The organism is Cupriavidus sp. TMH.W2 (assembly GCF_050847365.1).
Classification (GTDB): domain Bacteria; phylum Pseudomonadota; class Gammaproteobacteria; order Burkholderiales; family Burkholderiaceae; genus Cupriavidus.
This window is the reverse complement of record NZ_CP193792.1, coordinates 869050-891425: the sequence shown is the minus strand read 5'-3', so window position 1 is coordinate 891425 and position 22376 is coordinate 869050. Positions and strand designations below refer to the sequence as shown.

The 22376-nt window shown below is 66.5% G+C and carries 21 protein-coding genes; 7 read left to right on the top strand and 14 right to left on the bottom strand.

Annotated elements, in window-relative coordinates; all coding sequences use genetic code 11:
• Positions 1-184: 184 nt before the first annotated feature.
• Positions 185-694 carry a hypothetical protein gene (locus ACREYQ_RS04135; protein ID WP_432259520.1) on the top strand — a complete coding sequence of 170 codons (510 nt, stop codon included), beginning with the start codon at positions 185-187 and terminating at the stop codon, positions 692-694.
• A gap of 12 nt (positions 695-706) precedes the next feature.
• Here the strand turns inward: ACREYQ_RS04135 and ACREYQ_RS04130 are convergent, their stop codons facing one another.
• From ACREYQ_RS04130 to dnaE, 3 genes are all read right to left on the bottom strand, one after another.
• Positions 707-1297: a peroxidase-related enzyme gene (locus ACREYQ_RS04130; RefSeq protein ID WP_432259519.1), complete on the bottom strand. Its 591-nt coding sequence runs from the start codon at positions 1295-1297 to the stop codon at positions 707-709.
• A 191-nt stretch (positions 1298-1488) separates the two neighbouring features.
• Positions 1489-3216, bottom strand: coding sequence for a lipid A export permease/ATP-binding protein MsbA (gene msbA / locus ACREYQ_RS04125; protein WP_432260356.1), 1728 nt, complete (start codon positions 3214-3216; stop codon positions 1489-1491).
• A 336-nt stretch (positions 3217-3552) separates the two neighbouring features.
• Entirely contained in the window at positions 3553-7065 is a 3513-nt protein-coding gene (gene dnaE, locus ACREYQ_RS04120) for a DNA polymerase III subunit alpha (protein WP_432259518.1), read from the bottom strand.
• 195 nt (positions 7066-7260) lie between these two features.
• Between dnaE and ACREYQ_RS04115 the strand changes: the two genes are divergently transcribed.
• Positions 7261-8109, top strand: coding sequence for a sulfurtransferase (locus ACREYQ_RS04115; protein ID WP_432259517.1), 849 nt, complete (start codon positions 7261-7263; stop codon positions 8107-8109).
• A 16-nt stretch (positions 8110-8125) separates the two neighbouring features.
• Here ACREYQ_RS04115 and ACREYQ_RS04110 read toward each other — a convergent pair whose 3' ends face one another.
• From ACREYQ_RS04110 to rpsP, 5 genes are all read right to left on the bottom strand, one after another.
• Positions 8126-8806 (bottom strand): CoA pyrophosphatase, encoded by a 681-nt coding sequence (locus tag ACREYQ_RS04110; protein WP_432259516.1) that lies wholly within the window; start codon positions 8804-8806, stop codon positions 8126-8128.
• A gap of 153 nt (positions 8807-8959) precedes the next feature.
• Positions 8960-9352 (bottom strand): 50S ribosomal protein L19, encoded by a 393-nt coding sequence (gene rplS, locus ACREYQ_RS04105; protein ID WP_013955882.1) that lies wholly within the window; start codon positions 9350-9352, stop codon positions 8960-8962.
• A 73-nt stretch (positions 9353-9425) separates the two neighbouring features.
• Complete coding sequence (gene trmD / locus ACREYQ_RS04100) at positions 9426-10208, bottom strand: tRNA (guanosine(37)-N1)-methyltransferase TrmD (protein WP_432259515.1); 783 nt, start codon at positions 10206-10208, stop codon at positions 9426-9428.
• A gap of 54 nt (positions 10209-10262) precedes the next feature.
• Positions 10263-10931, bottom strand: coding sequence for a ribosome maturation factor RimM (rimM, locus tag ACREYQ_RS04095; protein ID WP_432259514.1), 669 nt, complete (start codon positions 10929-10931; stop codon positions 10263-10265).
• Between the two features lie 64 nt (positions 10932-10995).
• Complete coding sequence (gene rpsP, locus ACREYQ_RS04090; RefSeq protein ID WP_373379541.1) at positions 10996-11247, bottom strand: 30S ribosomal protein S16; 252 nt, start codon at positions 11245-11247, stop codon at positions 10996-10998.
• Positions 11248-11399: 152 nt separating this feature from the next.
• Here rpsP and ACREYQ_RS04085 point away from each other — a divergent pair, with 152 nt between their 5' ends.
• The 4 genes from ACREYQ_RS04085 to ACREYQ_RS04070 all read left to right on the top strand — a co-directional run bounded on the left by ACREYQ_RS04085 (position 11400) and on the right by ACREYQ_RS04070 (position 14138).
• A complete protein-coding gene (locus ACREYQ_RS04085) occupies positions 11400-12527 on the top strand; it encodes a PQQ-dependent sugar dehydrogenase (protein WP_432259513.1) in 1128 nt (375 codons plus the stop codon).
• Positions 12528-12680: 153 nt separating this feature from the next.
• Positions 12681-13076, top strand: coding sequence for a hypothetical protein (locus tag ACREYQ_RS04080; RefSeq protein WP_432259512.1), 396 nt, complete (start codon positions 12681-12683; stop codon positions 13074-13076).
• A gap of 278 nt (positions 13077-13354) precedes the next feature.
• A complete protein-coding gene (locus ACREYQ_RS04075) occupies positions 13355-13510 on the top strand; it encodes a hypothetical protein (RefSeq protein ID WP_432259511.1) in 156 nt (51 codons plus the stop codon).
• Between the two features lie 136 nt (positions 13511-13646).
• Positions 13647-14138 (top strand): NINE protein, encoded by a 492-nt coding sequence (locus ACREYQ_RS04070; protein ID WP_432259510.1) that lies wholly within the window; start codon positions 13647-13649, stop codon positions 14136-14138.
• 392 nt (positions 14139-14530) lie between these two features.
• Here the strand turns inward: ACREYQ_RS04070 and ACREYQ_RS04065 are convergent, their stop codons facing one another.
• Together ACREYQ_RS04065 and ACREYQ_RS04060 are read right to left on the bottom strand one after the other, a co-directional pair.
• Positions 14531-15751, bottom strand: a complete 1221-nt coding sequence (locus ACREYQ_RS04065; protein ID WP_432260355.1) for a PA0069 family radical SAM protein — start codon at positions 15749-15751, stop codon at positions 14531-14533.
• Between the two features lie 11 nt (positions 15752-15762).
• Positions 15763-16266 (bottom strand): Lrp/AsnC ligand binding domain-containing protein, encoded by a 504-nt coding sequence (locus ACREYQ_RS04060; RefSeq protein ID WP_078195573.1) that lies wholly within the window; start codon positions 16264-16266, stop codon positions 15763-15765.
• 108 nt (positions 16267-16374) lie between these two features.
• Here ACREYQ_RS04060 and ACREYQ_RS04055 point away from each other — a divergent pair, with 108 nt between their 5' ends.
• Positions 16375-17679 (top strand): D-amino acid dehydrogenase, encoded by a 1305-nt coding sequence (locus ACREYQ_RS04055; protein ID WP_432259509.1) that lies wholly within the window; start codon positions 16375-16377, stop codon positions 17677-17679.
• An 81-nt stretch (positions 17680-17760) separates the two neighbouring features.
• On the opposite strand, the gene ACREYQ_RS04050 is transcribed toward ACREYQ_RS04055, so the two are convergent.
• From ACREYQ_RS04050 to ACREYQ_RS04035, 4 genes are all read right to left on the bottom strand, one after another.
• Entirely contained in the window at positions 17761-19545 is a 1785-nt protein-coding gene (locus ACREYQ_RS04050; RefSeq protein WP_432259508.1) for an acyl-CoA dehydrogenase, read from the bottom strand.
• Positions 19546-19654: 109 nt separating this feature from the next.
• On the bottom strand, positions 19655-20590 hold the full coding sequence (locus ACREYQ_RS04045; RefSeq protein WP_432259507.1) for an electron transfer flavoprotein subunit alpha/FixB family protein: 936 nt from the start codon (positions 20588-20590) through the stop codon (positions 19655-19657).
• Positions 20591-20608: 18 nt separating this feature from the next.
• Positions 20609-21358 carry an electron transfer flavoprotein subunit beta/FixA family protein gene (locus tag ACREYQ_RS04040; RefSeq protein WP_432259506.1) on the bottom strand — a complete coding sequence of 250 codons (750 nt, stop codon included), beginning with the start codon at positions 21356-21358 and terminating at the stop codon, positions 20609-20611.
• A 218-nt stretch (positions 21359-21576) separates the two neighbouring features.
• Positions 21577-22374: a MetQ/NlpA family ABC transporter substrate-binding protein gene (locus tag ACREYQ_RS04035; protein WP_432259505.1), complete on the bottom strand. Its 798-nt coding sequence runs from the start codon at positions 22372-22374 to the stop codon at positions 21577-21579.
• Positions 22375-22376: the final 2 nt, after the last annotated feature.

The window sequence follows — 22376 nt, the reverse complement described above, 5'->3', positions numbered from 1 at the left end:
GATGCACTGTCGGCGCAATTCCGATGCCTTACGGACTCGGTATTGGCCCTAGCCCCCTCCCGGTTGCCATCCACTATAAATAAGCGTATGTAATCAGCGGCATCCGCCCGGATGCCGCGCCCTGCTTGCCGCCCCTGCCCTGTGCAAGGCGCGGCGCAACCGGTCGGCGTGCAAGGAGTCCGGCATGAACGCCACGAATCAAGCGGCCTGTCTGCTGGCCCTGCTGTTGTTGGTGGCGTGCGCGCCATTGCCGATCGCCAGACGCGCCGGGCCGCCGCCCGAGGCGCAGGGCGAAGCGGTCGCCGCCGCGCCCAAGGAGCGCGCCACCCCAATCGCGAACAAGACCATCAACATTGCCGCCGCCTGCAAGCGCACCGAGGAAGACGGCTTTCGCGAGGACGCGCTGATGGACGTCAGGGCCAACGAGGTGCGCGCACTGAAATGGAAGCTGTGGGTATCGCGGCGCGGCAGTTGCGAATTCAACCTGGCCGAGTTCCGCCAGGTCCGCGAGACCCCGCACATCGAACTGCAGGCCATCGACGGCAGCCAGTGCAAGCTGCTGGTGTGGCAGGACCCGCGCCGCGTGACGCTGGCCCATGCCCGCTGCGAGAAGCACTGCACGCCGGGCATCTACGAGCAGGCGTGGCCGGTGCTGTTCGATCCCAAGAGCGGAGCCTGCGCCGAGGTGCGCTAAGCCTCTGCAGCGTTACTTTGCCTTAGGCACCCGGCCCATCAGGTAGAACTCGTCGTTCGGGCGCATGCTGATGGTATTGGCCATCCGGTTCGACAGGCCGAAGAACGCCGTGATCGCGGCAATGTCCCAGGCATCCTCCTCGGAGAACCCGTGCGCGCGCAGCGCAGCAAAATCGGCGTCGCCCACTTCATGCGACGCCTTGCAGACCTTCATCGCAAAGTCGAGCATCGCGCGCTGGCGCGGCGGGATATCCGCCTTCAGGTAGTTCACCGCGACCTGGTCCGCCACCAGCGGCTTCTTCTCGTAGATGCGCAGGATCGCCCCATGCGCCACCACGCAGTACAGGCACTGGTTGGTGCCGGAAGTGGCCACCACGATCATTTCGCGCTCACCCTTGGTCAGGCCGCCATCCTTGAGCATCAGCGCATCGTGATAGGCGAAGAACGCGCGGAATTCATCGGGGCGGTGCGCCAGCGCCAGGAACACGTTGGGGACGAAGCCGGCTTTTTCCTGGACTTCCAGGATGCGGGCGCGGATATCGTCGGGGAGGTCGGCCAGCGCGGGGATGGGGTAGCGGCTGATGGGCAATGCCGTGTCTGACATGATGGTCTCCGGTTGGATTGCGGGTCGGGCCCTGGTCTTCTTATCGTTCTGACCGTTCCGATCTTACCGGATCGCCGCAGGTTCGAGCCGGGCGATGCCTCCTATGCGCCGCAGCACGGCTCACGCCGGCGGAATGCAAATGGGCCGGCGTATCACGCCGGCCCATCGCCGAAACGTTGCCCCGCCTTGTCTTACTCGTGGAGGGCGAACTGGATCCTGTGCAGGCCCGCATAAAGGCCGTTGGCGGCCAGCAGTTCCGCATGCGTGCCCAGTTCGGCCAGGCGGCCGTGATCCAGCACGGCGATGCGGCCGGCGTTCTCGATGGTCGAGAGACGGTGCGCGATCACCAGCGTGGTCCTGCCCTGCATCAACCCTTCCAGCGCCGCCTGCACCTGGCGCTCCGATTCCGAGTCCAGTGCCGAAGTCGCCTCGTCCAGGATCAGGATCGGCGCGTCCTTGTACAGCGCGCGGGCAATCGCCAGCCGCTGGCGCTGGCCGCCGGACAGTTTCATGCCGTTGTCGCCGATATTGGTCTGGACGCCCTCGGGCAGGCCCTTCACCGTCTCCGTCAGATAGGCCGCCGCCAGCGCACGCTCGACGCGGGCCATGTCAATCTCGCGCTCGGAATGCGCCCCGTAGGCCACGTTGGCCGCCACAGTGTCGTTGAACAGCACCACGTCCTGGCTGACAAAGGCAATCTGGTTGCGCAGGTCCTTCAGCGACAGGTCGGCCAGCGGCGTGCCGTCGAGCAGTATACGTCCCTGCGTCGGGTCGAAAAAGCGCGGCACCAGGTTGACCAGGGTGGTCTTGCCGCTACCCGACGGGCCCACCAGCGCCACCACCTCGCCCGGGCTGACGCGCAGGTCTATTCCCTCCAACGCGGCGCGCGCTGTGTCGCCATAGCGGAAGCCGACACGCTCGAAGGCCAGTTCACCGCGGGCCCGGCTCAGCGCCTTGCCGCCGCCCTGCGGCTCGACCGGCTCGTCGATCAGCCGGAAGATCATCTCGGCCGCGGTGATCCCGCGCGTGAGCGGCTGGTTGATGTCGGTCAGGTGCTTGAGCGGCGAGATCAGCAGCAGCATCGCCATGACGAAGCCGGTGAACCCGCCCACCGTGGTCTGGTTGGCCTGCGCCTGCACCATCGCGATGGTGATGATCACCGACAGCGCCAGCGCGGCAAGGAAGGCCGTGACCGGCTGGTTCAGCCCGCCGGCGACCGCCATGCGCATCGAGTAGCTCTTCAGCCGTTCCGCCATGGTGCGGAAGCGGCCCAGCTCATAGGTCTCGCCGCCGTGCAGCTTGACCACCTTGTAGCCGCCCACGGCCTCTTCCACCACATAGGCGGCGTTGTTGGTAAAGGTCTGGTGCTCACGGTTGAGCTTGCGCAGCCGGCGGTTGATCTTCGACATCAGGTAGCCGATCACCGGCAGGATCACCGCAACGATCAGGGTCAGGCGCCAGTTCGTATAGAACAGGTAGACCAGCAACGCGACCACCGTCAGCGAATCGCGCACCAGCGTGATAAAGACGCTGGTGAGGATCTGCAGCACCTGGTTGACCTCGAAGATCACCGCGTTGATCAGCGACGCCGCGGTGTTGCGGTGGTAGAACGATGCCGGCGCCTGCAGCAGGCGCTCGAACATCTGGAGCCGCATTTTCAGCAGGACGCGGTTCGACATCAGGTTCAGCAAGTACCCCGAAACGAACTGCGCCACGCCACGGATCAGCGCCACGCCGGTCAGAATGGCGGGCACATGCCACAGCGTGCCGGCGTAGTTGCTGCCAAAGCCCTTGTCGAGTATGTCGTTGACGACCTTGGGAATCACCCCTTCGCTGGCCGCGACGACCGCCATGGCAAGGATCGCGCCGATGAAGATGCGCAGTTCGGGGCGCAGGTAAGACCAGAGCCGGCTGGCCATGCTGGACGGTATGGCGGAACCCGGCGAAATGGGCGGTTTGGATGTGGTCACTGAGTGTCTTATGTCTGGGGGCGGCTTCCCGGCCCGGCGCTAGCCTGGCCGCATCTGCCTGGCTACCTGGAGGAGAGGTCCGAGGACCCGGAACCGGAGGGTGGCATGCATGACGGTGCCGGGCCCGGTGCCCGGGGCGCCCTGCAAGCGCGCCCGGCCGTCATCATTACCAGAAGTTCACAATATCGGGCCATGCCCCGAAAGCGGGTCCTGGCGCGAACACGCGATTATAGTGGATTGGGCCTGACTGCCACGAAGGCCGCCCGAGGCAGCCGCCGGCGTGGTTCAGTCGTAGACCGTACTGACGCTGTCCGGCGACAGCGCCTGCCGCAGCGCGGTCAGCGCATCGTCGGACGGCACCACCTGCCAGTCCTGGCCCAGCATGGCCTCGCAGCAGGCCGCCCTGGCCTCGTAGCGGATCCGCACCGGCAGCCCTTGCACACCGCTGGCCCGGGCCAGGTGCGGCATCAGCAACTCGCGCAGCATCCCGGTCGACGAATTGCCATTCATCGACAGCCGCACCGCGCTGGCAAACCTGACCCGGGCGGCCACCAGGTCCATCACCGACTCGGCGGTGAACCTGACCCCGCCCGTGAACGTATCGTGGCGCGCATTGCCCGTGGCAATCAGCAGCTCGTCCTCGCGGAACATCTGCCGGTTGGCGTCGAAAAGCTCGTTGAACACGGTCATCTCGACCAGCCCGGTGCCGTCGTCCAGGGTCACGATCAGCATCTTGCCGCGCTGGGTCATCTGCGTGCGGATGCCGCTGATCACGCCGGCGATGGTCTTGCCGCGCACATCGCGGCCGAAACCGCCGCCGTTGCCCTGCACTTCCTTTTCCAGCGCGGCCAGCGTGCCCTTGTTGAAGCGGCGGACCTCGTCGCGGTAGGCGTCGAACAGGTGGCCGGAGAAGTAGTAGCCAAGCGCCTGCTTCTCTTCCTGCAGCGTGCGCTTGGGGCTCCAGCGCGGCTCGTCAAGCAGCTCGGGGCGGTGGGCTTCGCCGGCATCGCCCATCAGGTCGAACAGCGACACCTGGTTGGCGGATTCGGCCTTCTGCTCGGCGGCCTCCATGGCGATCGGCACCGATGCCAGCAGTTGGGCGCGGTTGTCGTTCAGGCTGTCGAAGGCGCCGGCGCGGATCAGGGCCTCCATGGTGCGGCGGTTGACCTGGCGGCGGTCGACGCGCTCGCAGAAATCGAACAGGTCGGTGAACGGGCGCTCCTCGCGTGCGCGCAGGATGTCTTCGATGGCGCCCTGGCCGCTGCCCTTGATGCCGCCCAGGCCATAGCGAATGGTCTTGGGGTCGGTCGGCGCAAAGCGGTATTCGCTGGCGTTCACATCCGGCGGCAGCACCGCGATCTTGTTGAGCTTGCAGTCCTCGTAGAGGATCTTGACCTTGTCGGTGTCGTCCATGGCCAGCGACATGTTGGCTGCCATGAATTCGGCCGGGTGATGGGCCTTGAGCCAGGCGGTGTAGTACGCCAGCAGCGCGTAGGCGGCCGCGTGCGACTTGTTGAAGCCGTAGCCCGCGAACTTCTCCATCAGGTCGAAGATGTCGTCGGCCTGCTGCGCGGAAAGGCCGTTCTTGTCGGCGCCTTCGCGGAACATGACGCGGTGCTGCGCCATTTCCTCGGGCTTCTTCTTGCCCATGGCGCGGCGCAGCAGGTCGGCGCCGCCAAGCGAGTAGCCGCCGATGATCTGCGCCATCTGCATCACCTGCTCCTGGTAGACCATGATGCCGTAGGTCTCTTTCAGGACAGGCTCGACGCGCGGATCGGGATACTCCACCTTCTCGCGGCCGTGCTTGCGCGCGCAGAAGCTGGGGATCAGGTCCATCGGGCCCGGGCGGTACAGCGCCACCAGCGCGATGATGTCCTCGAAGCGGTCAGGCTTGGCGTCCTTGAGCATGCCCTGCATGCCGCGGCTTTCCAGCTGGAACACGGCGACCGTGTTGGCCGTCTTCAGGATGTCGAAGGCGGGGCCGTCGTCGAGCGGGATATGGCTGCAGTTCCAGTCGGCCTTGCTCGGGTCCAGGCGGCGGATATAGCGCTCGGCCCAGTCCAGGATGGTCAGCGTGGTCAGGCCCAGAAAGTCGAACTTGACCAGGCCGGCGGCCTCGACGTCGTCCTTGTCGTACTGGCTGACCACGCCGCTCATGCCGTCGTTCTGCGCACCCTGCGTGTACAGCGGGCAGAAGTCGGTCAGCCTGCCGGGAGCGATCAGCACGCCGCCGGCGTGCATGCCGACGTTACGCGTCATGCCTTCCACGCGCTGCGCCAGCTCCAGCAGCTGGCGCACTTCTTCCTCGTTGTTTTCGCGCTCGGTCAGCAGCGGCTCTTCCTTCTTGGCCTCTTCGATGGTGACCAGCTTGCCCGGCTTGAACGGGATCAGCTTGGCGATGCCGTCGACAAAGCCATAGCCCAGGTCGAGCACGCGGCCCACGTCGCGCACCGCGGCCTTGGCCGCCATGGTGCCGAAGGTGGCGATCTGCGATACCGCGTCCTTGCCGTACTTCTCCTTCACGTACGTGATCACGCGATCGCGGCCGTGCTGGCAGAAGTCGATATCGAAGTCAGGCATCGAGACCCGTTCCGGGTTCAGGAAACGCTCGAACAGCAACGCATACTTGAGCGGATCGAGGTCGGTAATGCCCAGCGCATAGGCCACCAGCGAACCGGCGCCCGAACCCCGGCCCGGGCCCACCGGCACGCCGTTGTTCTTGGCCCAGTTGATAAAGTCCGCCACGATCAGGAAGTAGCCGGGGAAGCCCATCTTGATGATGGTGCCGGTCTCGAACTCCAGCCGTGCGTAGTATTCCGGGCGCTTGGCCTCGCGCACCGCCTCGTCGGGGAACAGCACCGCCATGCGCTTTTCCAGGCCGTCCTTGGCCATGTAGACGAGGTAGTCATCCAGCGACATGCCGTCCGGGGTCGGGAACAGCGGCAGGCGCGGCTTGCCCAGTTCCAGCGTCAGGTTGCAACGGCGCGCGATCTCGACCGCGTTCTCCAGCGCCGAGGGGATGTCCGCGAACAGCCCGCACATCTCGTCCTGGGTCTTGAAGTACTGGTCGGTGGTAAAGCGCCGGGTGCGGCGCGGATTGGCCAGCAGCTCGCCCTCGGCGATGCACACGCGGGCTTCGTGCGCGGTGTAGTCGTCCGGCGTCATGAACTGCACCGGGTGCGTGGCCACCACCGGCAGCTGCAATTCCGCCGCCAGCTGCACGGCCTGCTGCACGTAGGCGTCGGTGCCGGCGATGCCGGCGCGCTGCAGTTCGATGTAGAAGCGCTGCGGGAATACCGCCGCCCAGTGCTGCGCGGCGCGGCGCGCGCCTTCGGCGTTGCCGTTGGCCAGCGCCATGCCGATCTCGCCGCCCATCGCGCCCGACAGCGCGATCAGGCCGGTCGCCAGCGGCAGGTCGTCCTCGCCCGGCTCCAGGAACCAGGCCGGATCGATCTCGGCGCGGCCGCGGTGCTGGTTGCCCAGCCACGCGCGCGACAGCAGCATGCACAGGTTCAGGTAGCCGCGGCGGTCCTGCACCAGCAGCAGCAGGCGCGCGGGCTTGTCGCGGTCCTCGGCGTTGGTGAGCCAGATGTCGGCACCGACCACCGGCTTCACGCCCTTGCCGCGCGCCTCCTTGTAGTAACGGATCAGCCCGAAGGCGTTGGCGAGGTCCGTCAGGGCGAGCGCGCCCATGCCATCGGCGGCAGCGGCCTTGACGGCATCATCGAGGCGGACGATGCCGTCCACGATGGAGTATTCGGAATGCAGGCGGAGGTGTACGAAGCGGGGTGCGGACATGGGCGACATTGTACCGGCTCAGCCCGCGGGCATGCCCCCGATATTGCGTGCGAGCCGCGGCGCAAAGCGGATCGGGGTGCTTGGGAATGCGCCGCATGAGCCGTCCGTGCGCGCTATAATTTCGCCTTTCCAATCAGGCAGTTATCGCAAGCCGTCGGCGCCCTTCCGGACGCGGGCGCGCAGGCGCAGTCTCCCATGCAGATCGTCAATATTTCCGCTTACAAATTCGTCTCGCTGGACGACATCGAGACCCTGCGCCCGGCCATGCGCGAGCGCTGCGAAGCGGCCGGCCTGAAGGGCACGATCCTGCTCGCGCCGGAAGGCATCAACATGTTCCTGGCCGGGCCGCGCGCGGCCATCGACGGCTTCATGGCGTGGCTGCATGCCGATGCGCGCTTTGCCGATATCGCGCCCAAGGAAAGCCTGTCGGAGCACCAGCCCTTCAAGCGCATGCTGGTGCGTGCCAAGAAGGAAATCATCACCATGAAGATGCCGCTGATCCGCCCCGAGGAAGGCCGCGCGCCATCAGTGCGGCCGGCCGACCTGAAGCGCTGGCTGGACCAGGGGCACGACGACGAAGGCCGCCCGGTGGTGATGCTCGATACGCGCAATGATTTCGAGGTGGCGGTCGGCACGTTCGAGGACGCGGTCGAGTACGACATCGCCAAGTTCAGCGAATTTCCCGATGCGGTCGCGGCCCACAAGGCCGAACTGGAAGGCAAGACCGTGGTGTCGTTCTGCACCGGCGGCATCCGCTGCGAAAAGGCGGCGATCCATATGCAGGAAGTCGGCATCGAGCGCGTATACCAGCTCGAGGGCGGCATCCTGAAGTATTTCGAAGAGGTCGGCGGCAGCCACTATCGCGGCGACTGCTTTGTCTTCGATTACCGCACCGCGCTGAATCCCAACCTGGAACCCGCCGGCCCCAGGCAGTGCTTTGCCTGCCGCGCCGTGGTCACGCCCGAAGAGCAGCAAAGCCCGCACTACGTGATCGGCAAGAGCTGCCCCCACTGCATCGGCAGCAAGGACCAGGCCGCCGCCTGAGGACGACCGTGGCGGCTCAGGCCGCCAGCAGGTGATAGAGATTGCGCAGCATGCCCGCGGTGGCGCCCCAGATAAAGCGCTGGCCGCCGTTCGCACGCGGATACGGCATGGCGTAGAACACCCGTTCGCCGTCGACCCAGCGGAACAGGCGCCGCTCATGGTGGGACGGGTCCATCAGGAAGGCCAGCGGCACTTCAAAGACATCGGCGACTTCCGAGGCGTCCGGGCGCAGCGTGAAACCGTCGCGCACCAGCCCCACCACCGGGCTCACATGGAAGCCGGTGCCGGTGATGTAGTCCGGCAGCGCCCCCAGCACTTCGACATAGTCGCGCGCCAGCCCCACCTCTTCTTCCGTCTCGCGCAGCGCCGTGTCGATGCGGTTGGCATCCCAGGACTCCTGCCGCCCGCCCGGGAAGCTGATCTGCCCGGCATGCGCGCTCAGGTTGGCATTGCGCTGCGTCAGCAGCACCGTCAGGCCGTCATGCCGCTCCACCAGCGGCACCAGCACGGCGGCGTCGCGCAGCCCGCGGCTGCGGTCGTAGACGCGCGATTCATCGGTCAGCTCTGGCGCCCAGGCCGGCGGCGCTTCGAAGCGGTGCCGGATAAAGTCCACGTGCAGGCGCGGTGCGCTCAGCGCGCCATTGCGCAGGTCGGTGTCGATGACAGGAAGGGATTCGGGGTCGAAAGCAGGACGCATAACATCGCAAGTATGACAGAAGCGCGCAATCTGGCGCCGCAGCAAAAGCGCGGCCTGCTGCCACCGTTGCCTCCGCGCCAATGCAAAAAGGGCACCCTGGGGTGCCCTTCCTGAGGAAACGCTGGCCGGGTCGCCCCGGCCGGCATGCCCAGCTTACTGCGCAGCCTTGGCGGCGACAGCAGCCTTCGACACCAGCTTTTCCTTGATACGTGCGGACTTGCCCGAACGCTGGCGCAGGTAGTACAGCTTCGCGCGACGGACGTCGCCGCGGCGCTTCACTTCGATGCCGGCGATCAGCGGCGAGTACAGCTGGAACGTACGCTCCACGCCTTCACCCGACGAGATCTTGCGCACGATGAAGGACGAGTTCAGGCCGCGGTTGCGCTTGGCAATCACGACGCCTTCGTAGGCCTGCACGCGCTTGCGGGTACCTTCGACCACGTTCACGTTGACGATCACGGTGTCGCCAGGCGCGAATGCGGGGATGGTCTTGTTCGCGGTCAGGCGCGCGATCTCTTCTTTCTCGATCTGCTCGATGATGTTCATCGTTTTCTCCGTAACCATCGTGCCGGCGTTGTATGCCCCAGGCATTGCCCGGGCCCCGGCAGAGGATGGGGTTTTACCTGGCGGGAGTTTCCCCCCGCCCTTCCTTCGCCGCCCGTTCCGACAAGAATTTCTCGTCGGCACGGGTCAGCAAACCTTGTTCGCGAGCGGCCTCGATCAGGTCGGGGCGCTTGCTCGCGGTATTGGCCAGCGCCTGCTGGCGCCGCCATTTCTCGATCTCGGCGTGATGGCCTCCGAGCAGGATGTCGGGGACCCGCACGCCTTCGTATTCTTCCGGCCGCGTGTAGTGCGGACAATCCAGCAGGCCGTTGACAAAGCTGTCCTGCACGGCCGACTGCGCATCGCCCAGCACGCCGGGCAAGTGCCGCACCACAGCGTCGATCAGCGCCATCGCCGGCAGTTCGCCGCCGGACAGCACAAAGTCGCCGAGGCTGATTTCCTCGTCCACGCGGCGGTCGATCAGCCGCTGGTCGATGGCTTCATACCTGCCGCACAGCAGCACCAATCCCGGCCGTTCGGCCAGTTCCATGACCCTGGCATGCGACAGCGTCTTGCCCTGCGGCGACATCAGCACCACATGCGGTTTGGGCACGCCGGCTTGCGCCTGCGCCGCCGCCGCGGCGTCGATCGCGTCATCCAGCGGCTTGGCCAGCATCACCATGCCAGGGCCGCCGCCATAGGGACGATCATCGATGGTGCGGTAGTTGTCGACCGTGAAATCACGCGGATTCCAGGTGCGCAATGCATACCGCTGCTGCTTGGCCGCCCGGCTGGTAATGCCCCAGTCGGTCAGCGCGCGAAACATCTCGGGAAACAGCGTGATCACATCGAACTGCATCCGCTCTCTCCCATCCCAATGCCGCACCAGGCCCGCATCAACGCGGGCACAGGCTCAGTAATCGAGCCCCCAGTCCACCACGATGCGCCTGGCCTCGGTATCCACCGAGCGCAGGAACGCATCGACAAACGGGATCAGCCGTTCGCCGTCCTTGCCGTCAGGCTGCGCAAAGGCAACCTGCAGGATCTGGTGGGCACCGTTGTCGATCAGCCCGGACACCTCGCCCAGCAACTCGCCTTGCTCGTTGCTGACGGTGCAGCCGATCAGGTCGACCCAGTAGAACTCATCTTCTTCCGGCGCCGGAAAATCCGCACGCCGGATCCACACGCGACGGCCCCTGAGCGCTTCCGCAAGATTGCGGTCGGCCACGCCGGAGGCTTGCGCCACGACGGTGCCGCTGTGCTCGCGCGACTGCGCGATCTTTACGCAGACGGGCTGGGCACGCGACGCGTCGGCCACCACCAGCCCCGCCTGCGGCGGGGCCAGCAGCCACCAGCGGCGGGCATGCAGCAGGGCCGAAGCGTCATCGGCATGCGGCTGGACCTTGATCCAGCCACGGATGCCGTAGGCAGCGCCGACGTAGCCAACCTCCACCAGGTCTTCCGGCAGGGGATCGGCATACAGGAGCGCCGCGGGCAGTTTGAGCGCCTTTTGCGGCTCGCCCTGGGGCGGAACCAGCGGCCGGTTCAGTGGCCGGACAACGCCCTGCTTGCGATCAGTCACGTGTGCGTGTGTACCAATACAAACGCGCCCCGCCGGTTACGGCAGGGCGCGCTGCGGGCGACAATCAGGCAGCAGCCTTGGCGCCTTGCTTGACCAGGCGGGCAACGGTCGGCGACAGCTGGGCGCCAACACCTTGCCAGTAGGCCAGACGGTCTTGCGACAGGCGCAGGCCTTCTTCACCTTCGGTAGCCAGCGGGTTGTAGAAACCAACGCGCTCAATGAAACGACCATCGCGACGATTGCGCGAGTCGGTGGCGACGATATTGAAGAACGGGCGCTTCTTGCTGCCGCCGCGAGCCAGACGGATAACGACCATGGAATGATTCCTCAGAAAACGGGGTGTTCGAGGGCGTTCGAACACGAAACGCAAGAGTATAGCCCAATTCCCGAGGCCAAACAAACACTTAGGTGATTGACGCGCGAAGGCGGCGCAGGCATCGTGGCAAAAACCGCGACAGGAGGCCAGACATGCGCCCGGCTCTGCACTTCATGAACGGCACCGTACGGCGTACGGTGCTGTTCGGCATGGTACTGCTGGCAGCCGCCCGCCCTGCGCTGGCCACCCTGCCGCTGGACCAGGTCCGGCTGCCGCCCGGTTTCCGCATCGAGGTGCTGACCGAGGACGTGCCCGGCGCGCGGGCCATGGCGATGTCGCCGTCGGGCACGCTCTTCGTCGGTTCGCGCGGCGAAGGCAAGGTCTACGCGGTAAGCGATGCGCTGGGATCCCGGCCGCGCGTGCATACCGTCGCCACGGGGCTGCGCATGCCGGTCGGCGTGGCGTGGCGCGATGGCAGCCTGTACGCGTCCTCAGTATCGAAGATCGTGCGTTTCGACAACGTCGAGGCCAATCTCGACAAGCCGCGCGCGCCCACGGTGGTGAGCGACCGCTTCCCGACGGATGCGCACCACGGCTGGAAGTTCATCGCCTTCGGCCCCGACGGCTATCTCTATGTGCCGGTCGGCGCGCCCTGCGACATCTGCGAGCCCGACGAGAACCGCTACGCCAACATCATGAAGATGAAGCCCGACGGCAGCGACCTGCAGGTGGTGGCGCGCGGCGTGCGCAATTCCGTCGGCTTCGACTGGCATCCCGCCACCCACGAACTGTGGTTCACCGACAACGGCCGCGACCGCATGGGCGACGACGTGCCAGACGACGAACTGAACCGCGTCACCGCGCCCGGCCAGCATTTCGGTTACCCATACTGCCATGCCGGCACCGTGGCCGACCCCGAATACGGCCGCAAGCGATCGTGTTCCGAGTTCGTGCCGCCGGTGGCCGGCCTGGGCGCGCACGTGGCCGCCCTGGGCATGCGCTTTTACACCGGCACGCAATTCCCGGCCGCCTATCGCAACAACATCTTCATTGCCGAGCACGGCAGCTGGGACCGCAGCGAGCCGGCCGGCTACCGCGTGGTCCGCGTGAGCCTGGACGAGGCCGGCAAGGCGGTGCGCCAGGAAGTGTTCGCACAGGGCTGGCTGCGCGGTGGCAAGGCATGGGGGCGGCCGGTCGATGTCCTGGTTGCGCCGGACGGCTCCCTGCTCGTCAGCGACGACCTGGCCGGGGCTGTCTACCGCATCCGCTACCAACCCTGAATCCCGCTGCAAGCCCCGCCAGGCGCGGCTTTGTGTAACCGAAACAATCCGTTACACCGGTAACGGGATTGGCATAGGCGCCCTGATGGCCCATGCGTACCATGAACCCATCTTCCAACAGCAACACAGCGCGACAGGATCCTGGGAACCCGCATGTTCACCCGCTCTCTCCTGCGCGACCTGGTGGCTGGCATCCTGGTGGCCTCGGGCCTGGTCGGCGCGGTCGCCGCCAGCCATGCCCAGGTCGCGTTCTGGCAACAAGTCCGGACCGACGGCCGGCCCGTGCGGATGCAGCCTCGCGACGGCTGGCAGATGGCCAGCGTGCGCGCCGAGAGCCGCGAACACGTGCAGGCGCAGATCGACCGCATGGAGGCACGCGCCCGCGCCGACGACCGGCTCAGCGGCCGCCGCGCCGCGCTGCCCGGCGGCCGTGACGACGGCCGTGGCCGCGGCCAGGAACGCGACAACGCCAACGAAGCCCGCAACGAGTCCCGCCCGAGCCAGATCGGCCCCGGCTGGCAGGCGCGCGGCCGCGACAACGGTCGCTGACGGCAACTGACCCCCGCCTGCGGCGGCGCGCTTGCCAGGGCACGCCTTGCCGGCTTGCGGAACTCCGCCCCCGCCCTGCCTGTCTCTATTTAAGTGTGCGCCCCGCTTTCCGGGTCCCACGCACAGGCTGCCGCCCGGCGCTGTCCGGGGCTCACAGCGTGCCGTCCAGTGCAGACGGCAATCGAACTGACCTGCCTCTGCCCGACACCTCCTGCCGGACCCGATCCAGACGCCCCGGGCGCAGCCTCCAGAAAGACAATCATTCTGTGAGGTGTGTCATGTCACCCCTTCTAAGCGACCTGGCCGAACACGCAGGCCAGTTATCGCTGTCCATCGTGTTCATGGGCATCCTGACCCTGGTGCTCTACGGCGGGACCCGTATCAGCGAGCAAGCGGCGGCATTTGTCCAGAGCCTGCTGTCCGGCTTGCATTAGCGTCGCCCTGCGCGCCTTCTGAAGCACATCCATTCCCTGCACTGACTGCCGGCGTACAATGTGGGCCGGCCGGTACCCGTGTGCGGCCGCTCCTGTGCCGGCATGCCGCCGGCCCGCAACCGCCTGATATTCGACCATGCCCGCAGCCACGCCAGCCCGTCACGCCACCACGCTTGCCCCGCAGCCCGCCCGCGGCAAATCGAAGCTGCTGACGGTGGCGCTGGCCTTCCTGTTCGGCAGCCTGGGCGCGCACCGCTTCTACCTGGGCGGCCTGCGCGACCCCTATGGCTGGGCACACCTGCTGGCACTGCTCGCAGGCGCCATCGGCGTGGCTTCGATGGCGACCGGCGCAGGCACGCCAGCGCTGAACTGGACCTTCGCCGTCGCCGGCGGCGTTTCCGTCATCAGCGCCTTCCTGGCGGCCATCGTCTACGGGCTGCGCCCGGACGACAAATGGGATGCGCGCTTCAACCCGCACGGCAAACCCACGCGCTCCGGCTGGCCGGTGGTGATCCTGGTGATCCTGTCGCTGCTGATCGGCACCGGCCTGCTGATGGCCGGGCTGGCCATCAGCTTCCAGACTTTCTTCGAATCGCAGGTCGAGGCCGCGCGCGCGCTGTCGCAGTAGCCGCGGCGGATCTGGCAGGTATTTCCCGGCCGGCGGCTGTGACGCCCAAGCCCCTCGGCAGCCCTCCTTGCCGTGACCGTCCAGATATTTAGTGAGCACCGTGCGTTTGCGCACAGTCAAGCCGGCTGAAAAACGGCAGTTCCCCTTTGCGTCAATTCGCCCATACTGGTAGAGCCGTCCGATCCCGGCGGCAATACGCGCGGCGGGGCCATACCCCGGCGGCGCAAAGGAGCAAGCATCGACATGCCAACCTATGAGGAAGGACGCCTGGCGGCGATCGCCGTCCGGCTGGCGCTGTCCTCGGGACTGCCGCCGTCAAGCGCGAAGGCCGCGCTGGAACTCGCCAGCACCATGATCGGCGACCAACAGGCCACTGAAACCGCCCGGAAGACTCAGAAAAGCGAACCCTGCGAGTCGTCCTTGGCGCTGGCCCCCTTGGCTGGCGGGCGGAAACGCGACGTATCCAGATCGAACCGGTTGTAGCGGAAACCGAGCCGTTCGGCGGCCTTGTAGAAACGCTGGCGCAGCAAGTCCGCCCACACGCCCGTCCCGCGCATGCGCGTGGCAAAGCTGGCATCGTAGGCTTTGCCATCGCGCATTTCACGCACGCGGTTCATGACCCGCTCAGCGCGGTCGGGAAAATGCGCCAACAGCCATTCCTCGAACAGCGGCCGCACTTCCCACGGCAGCCGCAGCACGATGTAGTTCGCATAGACGGCGCCCGCCTCGTGCGCCGCCTCCAGCACACGTTCCAGGTCGGGCTCGGTGATGAACGGGATCACCGGGGCGATGCTCACACCTACCGGGATGCCCGCGTCGGTCAGCGTGCGGATGGTGCGCAGCCGGCGCGACGGCGTGGCCGCGCGCGGTTCCAGCGTGCGCGCGATGCCGGCATCCAGCGTGGTGATGGTGACCGCAGCCACTGCCAGCCGCTTCGCCGCCATCGGCGCTAACAGGTCGATATCGCGCTCGATCAGTGACGACTTGGTGATCAGCGCGACCGGATGGTCACACGCCTTCAGCACCTCGAGCAGGCCGCGCGTGATGCGCTGCTCGCGCTCGATCGGCTGGTAGGCGTCGGTGTTGACGCCGAGCGCAATGGTCTCGCAGCGGTACGACGGCCGCGCCAGCGCCTCGCGCAGCCGCTCGGCGGCGTTGGTCTTGGCATACAGCTGCGTTTCGAAGTCCAGCCCCGGCGACAGGTCCAGGTAGGCGTGCGTTGGCCGGGCGAAGCAGTAGATGCAGCCGTGCTCGCAGCCGCGATAGGGATTGAGCGAGACATCGAACGGGATATCCGGCGACGCATTGCGCGTCAGGACCGACCGGGCGCGCTCGATATGGACTTCCGTGCGCAGCGGCGGCAGCGGGGCTTCGTCCGCGGACGGTGCGGCCTGAACCGTCCGCGGCGCCTCTTCAGGCGCACTGCCCCAGCCATCGTCGAACACTTCACGCTGATCGCGCTCGAAACGCCCCTGCAAATTGCTGACAGCGCCCCGGCCCTTGCGCGCCACGGGTGGCCGCGGCCCTGCCTGCGGCGCTTGCGCGTCCGGGTCGGCATCGCGCCGCGTCAAGCGGCTGCTGGCGGGATCGGGCTTCTGCGGGGGGCGCGCCATGCTGGCCTTGGTCACACTGCCTGGCTCTTCTCCTCGACGGAAATCGCCAGCGTCTCCTTGATCTCTTCCATCACCACATAGCTCTTCGACTGCGCCGCGCCGGGCAGCTGCAGCAGGATATCGCCGAGCAGCCGGCGGTATTCGCCGATCTCGCGGATACGCGCCTTGATCAGGTAGTCGAAATCGCCGGAGACCAGGTGGCATTCCAGCACTTCCGGGATGCGCAGCACCTCGCGCCGGAACTGCTCGAACATATTGCCCGACTTGTTGCCCAGCGAGATCTCCACGAACACCAGCAGCGCGCTGCCCAGCAGCGCCGGGTTGAGCCGGGCGTAGTAGCCCATGATGACACCATCGCGCTCCAGGCGCTTGACGCGCTCGATGCAGGGCGTGATGGTCAGCCCGACCGCCTCGGCCAGGTCCTTCATCGACATCCTGCCGTCGCTCTGCAACGCGGTCAGGATCTTGCGGTCGAGCCGGTCGAGGGTACGCTGGGGCTGGCGGCTCGTTCTCATGAGTTTTTCCTGTTTTCGTGAGAAATTCGGTAACTATGACTGGTTTGTATTCAATAGTATAGAGACAAATCCTTCATCTACTTATCATCGCAGTTGGAGCCCCCGATCATGCGCGTTCTCGTACTTGGCAGTGGCGTCATTGGCGTCACCAGTGCGTGGTACCTGGCCAGGGCCGGTCACGAAGTGACCGTCGTCGACCGTGAAGCCGGCCCCGCGCTCGGCACCAGCTTTGCCAACGCGGGCCAGATCTCGCCCGGCTATGCGTCGCCGTGGGCGGCGCCCGGCGTGCCGCTCAAGGCGATCAAGTGGATGTTCCAGGAACACGCGCCGCTGAGTATCCGCCCGGACGGCACGCTGTTCCAGCTGCAGTGGATGTGGCAGATGCTGCTGAACTGCAGCGCCGACCGCTACGCCGTCAACAAGGAGCGCATGGTGCGGCTGGCCGAGTACAGCCGCGACTGCATCCGCGCACTGCGCGCGGAAACCGGCATCGCTTACGAAGGCCGCCAGCAAGGCACGCTGCAGGTGTTCCGCACCGACGAGCAGCTGCAGGGCGCGGCCAAGGACATCGCCGTGCTGGAAGAAGCCGGGGTGCCCTACCAGTTGCTTTCGCGCGAGGAACTCGCCGCGAGCGAACCGGCGCTGGCCGCCGTCAGCCACAAGCTGGCCGGCGGCCTGCGCCTCCCCAATGATGAAACCGGTGACTGCCAGCTGTTTACCCGACAGCTGGCAGGCATGGCCGAAGCGCTGGGGGTGAGGTTCCTGTACAACCGCTCGATCGACAGCCTGGTGACCCAGGGCGACGCCGTCGCCGGTGCCATGGTCAACGGTGAGCCGATGATGGCCGACCTGGTGGTGGTGGCGCTGGGCAGCTGGTCGACGCAGCTGGTCAAGCCGGTCCTGCACGGCATGTCCAACCTGCCGGTCTACCCGCTCAAGGGTTTCTCGATCACGGTGCCGATGACCGATGCCTCGCGCAGCCCGGTGTCGACCGTGCTGGACGAGACCTACAAGGTCGCCATCACCCGCTTCGAGGACCGCATCCGCGTGGGTGGCATGGCGCAGATCGTCGGCTATGACCGCAGCCTGGATCCGGCCAAGCGCCGCACGCTTGAACACGTGGTGACCGACCTGTTCCCGGGCGCCGGCGATGTCAGCCAGGCCACCTTCTGGACCGGCCTGCGCCCGATGACGCCGGACGGCACGCCCATCGTCGGCCCGACCCAGGTGCGCGGCCTGTGGCTGAACACCGGCCATGGCACGCTCGGCTGGACCATGGCGTGCGGCTCGGGCAAGCTGCTGTCGGACCTTGTGTCGGGAACGTCGCCAGCGATCCGCGCCGACGACCTGTCGGTAGGCCGCTACCTGAAGCCCGCGCGCCAGCACCTGGCACCGCGCCCGGCTGCCGCCTGACGCCAGCACAGACTCTGCCAGCAAAAAGGGCGACCCCGCTTGAGGTCGCCCTTTTTCACGTCTGCGCGCCGCGCGTGCCGGTCAGAACTGCTCGGCGCTCAGCGCGTTGACCGGCGCCCCGCCGCTGACGACGGCATCGCGCAGTCCCGATGCCTGCGACAGGATGTGCTCGGCAAAGAAATGCGCGGTCGCGATCTTGGCGTCATGGAAGGCGGGATCCTCGGCACGCTTCGCGTCGGCCGCCAGCATCGCCCGGCCCAGCTGCCAGCCCGAGAACACGATGCCGCACAGCTTCAGATAGGGAACGCTGCCGGCAAATACGGCGTTCGGATCGGACTTGGCATTGGCCACCATGAACGCCACCACGGCCTCGAGCGCGGCGCGGCCCTTGGCCAGCTGCGCCTGCACCGCGGTGAACGCCGCACCGCCGTGCTTGCCCAGCGCGGCTTCGGTCTCGGCGATCTGCGCGCAGATTGCGCGTGCCACGGCGCCGCCGTCGCGCACGGTCTTGCGGCCGATCAGGTCGTTGGCCTGGATCGCGGTGGTGCCTTCGTAGATCGGCAGGATGCGGGCGTCGCGGTAGTGCTGCGCCGCGCCGGTCTCCTCGATGAAACCCATGCCGCCGTGCACCTGCACGCCCAAGCTGGTGACATCGATCGACAACTCGGTGCTCCACCCCTTCACCACCGGCACCAGGAACTCATAGAAGGCCTGGTTCTGCTTGCGCACGGCCTCGTCCGGGTGCTGGTGCGCGGCGTCGCTGGCGGCCGCGGCCACGTAGGCCACGGCACGCGCGCCCTCGATCAGCCCGCGCATTGTCATCAGCATGCGCTTGACGTCGGGGTGATGGATGATGGTCACGGCCTCGCGCGCCGAGCCATCGACCGGACGGCTCTGCACGCGTTCGCGCGCATAGGCCACCGCCTGCTGGTAGGCGCGTTCGGACACCGCGATGCCCTGCATGCCGACCGAGAAACGCGCCGAGTTCATCATGATGAACATGTACTCGAGGCCGCGGTTCTCTTCTCCCACCAGCGTGCCGATGGCGCCGCCATGGTCGCCGAACTGCAGCACCGCCGTCGGGCTCGCCTTGATGCCCAGCTTGTGCTCGATCGACACGCAGTGCACGTCGTTGCGCTCGCCGGTGCTGCCGTCCGCGTTGACCATGAACTTCGGCACGATGAACAGCGAGATGCCCTTGACGCCCTCGGGCGCGTTGGGCGTGCGGCCCAGCACGAGATGGACGATGTTCTTCGCCATGTCGTGCTCGCCGTAGGTGATGAAGATCTTGGTGCCGAACACCTTGTAGGTGCCGTCGCCCTGCGGCTCGGCGCGGGTGCGCACCGCGGCCAGGTCCGAGCCCGCCTGCGGCTCGGTCAGGTTCATGGTGCCGGTCCACTCGCCCGAGATCAGTTTGGGCAGGAAGGTGGCCTTCTGCTCATCCGTGCCGGCCGTCAGCAGTGCCTCGATGGCACCGTCGGTCAGCAGCGGGCACAGCGCGAACGACAGGTTCGCGCTGTTCAGCATCTCGTTGCAGGCGGTCGCGATCAGCTTGGGCAGGCCCTGGCCGCCAAACTCCTGCGGGTGCAGCACACCCTGCCAGCCGCCCTCGCCGAACTGGCGGAAGGCTTCCTTGAAGCCAGCCGTGGTGGTGACCACGCCGTCCTTCCAACTGCTCGGGTCGAGGTCGCCGGCGCGGTTCAGCGGCGCCACCACCTGCTCGTTGAATTTGGCGGCCTCGTCCAGCACGGCCTCGGCCGTCTCCGGCGTGGCTTCCTCGAAGCCCGGCAGCTTGCTGACAGCCTCAAGCCCGGCCAGCTCGTTCATGACGAACAGCATGTCCTTGATCGGCGCACGGTAAGTCATCGATGTCTCCCAACATGTATGAAAAAGCCGTTCGCGGGTCACCCCCGGAACGGCTCGTTACTTGCTAGCTGCGGCTACGCGTGCCGGCCGCCGGGCGGCCGGCGTGGCATCAGCCCAGTGCTGCCACCAGCTCCGGCACCACGGTGTTCAGATCGCCCACCAGGCCGTAGTCGGCCACGGAGAAGATCGGGGCTTCGGCGTCCTTGTTGATCGCGACGATCACCTTGGAGTCCTTCATGCCGGCCAGGTGCTGGATCGCGCCGGAGATACCGACGGCGATGTACAGCTGCGGCGCGACGATCTTGCCGGTCTGGCCGACCTGGTAGTCGTTCGGCACAAAGCCGGCGTCCACGGCGGCGCGCGACGCGCCCAGGGCGGCGTTCAGCTTGTCGGCCAGCGGCGTCAGCACCTTGGTGTAGTTCTCGCCCGAACCCACGCCACGGCCACCCGAGACGATGATCTTGGCGGCGGTCAGTTCCGGACGGTCGCTCTTGGCCACTTCGCGCGAAACGAACTGCGAAACGCCCGCGTCGGCCACGGCCGGCAGGGTCTCGACGGCGGCCGAGCCGCCTTCGGCGGCGGCCGCGTCAAACGCGGTGCCGCGCACGGTGATGACCTTGATCTTGTCTTCCGACTTGACCGTGGCGATGGCGTTGCCGGCGTAGATCGGGCGCTCGAAGGTTTCCGGGGCGTCGACCTTGGAGATTTCCGAGATCTGGGCCACGTCCAGCTTGGCGGCCACGCGCGGCAGGATGTTCTTGCCGTACGGGGTGGCCGGGGCCAGGATGTGCGAGTAGTCGTTGGCGATGGCCAGGGCCTGCTCGGCCACGTTCTCGGCCAGGCCGTCACCAAAATAAGCGGCGTCGGCCAGCAGGACCTTGCTCACGCCGGCGATCTTGGCGGCGGCAGCAGCAGCGGCAGCGGCATTCGAGCCGGCCACCAGCACGTGCACGTCGCCGCCGCACTGGGCTGCGGCGGTCACGGTGTTCAGCGTGGCGGCCTTGATGGATTGGTTGTCGTGTTCAGCAATGACGAGTGCAGTCATGTTATTTCTCCCCCGCGCTCAGATGACTTTGGCTTCGTTCTTCAGCTTCTGCACCAGCGTCGCGACGTCCGGCACCATCACACCCGCGCTGCGCTTGGCAGGCTCGACCACCTTCAGGGTCGACAGGCGCGGCTTCACGTCGACGCCGAGATCTTCCGGCTTGACGATATCGAGCTGCTTCTTCTTGGCCTTCATGATGTTCGGCAGCGTCACGTAGCGCGGCTCGTTCAGGCGCAGGTCGGTCGTGACCACGGCCGGCAGCTTGAGCGACAGCGTTTCCAGGCCGCCGTCGACTTCGCGGGTCACCGAAGCCTTGCCATCAGCCACCACCACCTTCGAGGCGAAGGTCGCTTGGGGCAGGCCGGCCAGCGCGGCCACCATCTGGCCGGTCTGGTTGGAGTCGTCGTCGATGGCCTGCTTGCCCAGGATCACCAGCTGCGGCTGTTCCTTGTCGATCAGCGCCTTCAGCAGCTTGGCCACGGCCAGCGGTTGCAGGTCTTCGTTCGATTCCACCAGGATGCCGCGGTCGGCACCGATGGCCATCGCGGTGCGCAGGGTTTCCTGGCACTGCGTGACGCCGCACGAGACGGCGATCACTTCGGTGGCAACGCCGGCTTCCTTCAGGCGCACGGCCTCTTCCACGGCGATTTCGTCGAAGGGGTTCATGCTCATCTTGACGTTGGCCAGATCGACGCCGGTGCCGTCCGCCTTGACGCGGACCTTGACGTTGTAATCCACCACCCGCTTGACTGCGACGAGTACTTTCATGCGCTCACTCCACTGATAGCTGATAGTCAGAAATTTTGTTCGCTCGTCATTATAACCACCGGGTTGGCGGCTCTCCTGTTTTTCGAACGATCGTACTATTTTATCGGCAAAATGATGCCGGGCATAGCCCGGCAGATCCCAGCCGTCCGACGATTGTGCCGCAAACCGGGGCTTGCGGGCATCGTCTGATTGGATGAAAACCTCAAAGTGACGTCGGCTTACCAGGCGGTAATGACCGAGTCCTTGAAGGTCGATGTGACGTATTGCTTGATTTCGGGCGAGTGGTAGGCCTTCACCAGCTTGGCCACCCAGGGCTTGTTCCTGTCGGCCTCGCGGATTGCGATCAGGTTGGCGTATGGACCCTTCGGGCCTTCGATGGCGATGGCGTCCCTGACCGGCGACAGTCCGGCCGATTCCGCATAGTTGCCGTTGATGGCGGCGGCGTCGAGGTCGTCCAGCGAGCGCGGCAGCTGCGCGGCGTCCAGCTCGACGACGCGGATCTTCTTCGGGTTCTCGACGATGTCCAGCGGCGTGGCCTTCAGGCCGGCGTCGGGCTTGAGCTTGATCACGCCCTTGCTCTGCAGCAGCAACAGCCCGCGGCCGCCGTTGGTGGGGTCGTTGGGCACGCCCACGCGCGCGCCCGGCTTGAGCTGGTCGAGCGACTTGATCTTCTTCGAGTACACGCCCATCGGGAACGTGACCGTATAGGCGATATGCGTGAACTTGTAGCCGCGGTCCTTGATCTGGGCTTCCAGGTACGGCAGGTGCTGGTAGCTGTTGGCGTCCAGGTCGCCGGCGGCGAGCGCTGCGTTGGGCTGGATGTAGTCGCTGAACTCGACCACCTGAATGTTCAGGCCGTCGCGGGCGGCGACCTTCTTCACCTGTTCCATGATCTGGGCGTGCGGGCCGCCGGTCACGCCGATCCTGATCGGCTTTTCCTGAGCGGCGGCACCCGTCGCCAGCGTGGCGCCGATCGCGGCGCCGAGAATCCATTGCAGCAGGTTGCGACGTTGCATGA

Coding starts and splice junctions, on each gene's coding strand:
- ACREYQ_RS04135 (WP_432259520.1), top strand. CDS start 185: ATGAACGCCACGAATCAAGCGGCCTGTCTGCTGGCCCTGCTGTTGTTG.
- ACREYQ_RS04130 (WP_432259519.1), bottom strand. CDS start 1,297: ATGTCAGACACGGCATTGCCCATCAGCCGCTACCCCATCCCCGCGCTG.
- msbA (WP_432260356.1), bottom strand. CDS start 3,216: ATGGCCAGCCGGCTCTGGTCTTACCTGCGCCCCGAACTGCGCATCTTC.
- dnaE (WP_432259518.1), bottom strand. CDS start 7,065: ATGTCCGCACCCCGCTTCGTACACCTCCGCCTGCATTCCGAATACTCC.
- ACREYQ_RS04115 (WP_432259517.1), top strand. CDS start 7,261: ATGCAGATCGTCAATATTTCCGCTTACAAATTCGTCTCGCTGGACGAC.
- ACREYQ_RS04110 (WP_432259516.1), bottom strand. CDS start 8,806: ATGCGTCCTGCTTTCGACCCCGAATCCCTTCCTGTCATCGACACCGAC.
- rplS (WP_013955882.1), bottom strand. CDS start 9,352: ATGAACATCATCGAGCAGATCGAGAAAGAAGAGATCGCGCGCCTGACC.
- trmD (WP_432259515.1), bottom strand. CDS start 10,208: ATGCAGTTCGATGTGATCACGCTGTTTCCCGAGATGTTTCGCGCGCTG.
- rpsP (WP_373379541.1), bottom strand. CDS start 11,247: ATGGTCGTTATCCGTCTGGCTCGCGGCGGCAGCAAGAAGCGCCCGTTC.
- ACREYQ_RS04085 (WP_432259513.1), top strand. CDS start 11,400: ATGCGCCCGGCTCTGCACTTCATGAACGGCACCGTACGGCGTACGGTG.
- ACREYQ_RS04080 (WP_432259512.1), top strand. CDS start 12,681: ATGTTCACCCGCTCTCTCCTGCGCGACCTGGTGGCTGGCATCCTGGTG.
- ACREYQ_RS04075 (WP_432259511.1), top strand. CDS start 13,355: ATGTCACCCCTTCTAAGCGACCTGGCCGAACACGCAGGCCAGTTATCG.
- ACREYQ_RS04070 (WP_432259510.1), top strand. CDS start 13,647: ATGCCCGCAGCCACGCCAGCCCGTCACGCCACCACGCTTGCCCCGCAG.
- ACREYQ_RS04065 (WP_432260355.1), bottom strand. CDS start 15,751: ATGGCGCGCCCCCCGCAGAAGCCCGATCCCGCCAGCAGCCGCTTGACG.
- ACREYQ_RS04060 (WP_078195573.1), bottom strand. CDS start 16,266: ATGAGAACGAGCCGCCAGCCCCAGCGTACCCTCGACCGGCTCGACCGC.
- ACREYQ_RS04055 (WP_432259509.1), top strand. CDS start 16,375: ATGCGCGTTCTCGTACTTGGCAGTGGCGTCATTGGCGTCACCAGTGCG.
- ACREYQ_RS04050 (WP_432259508.1), bottom strand. CDS start 19,545: ATGACTTACCGTGCGCCGATCAAGGACATGCTGTTCGTCATGAACGAG.
- ACREYQ_RS04045 (WP_432259507.1), bottom strand. CDS start 20,590: ATGACTGCACTCGTCATTGCTGAACACGACAACCAATCCATCAAGGCC.
- ACREYQ_RS04040 (WP_432259506.1), bottom strand. CDS start 21,358: ATGAAAGTACTCGTCGCAGTCAAGCGGGTGGTGGATTACAACGTCAAG.
- ACREYQ_RS04035 (WP_432259505.1), bottom strand. CDS start 22,374: ATGCAACGTCGCAACCTGCTGCAATGGATTCTCGGCGCCGCGATCGGC.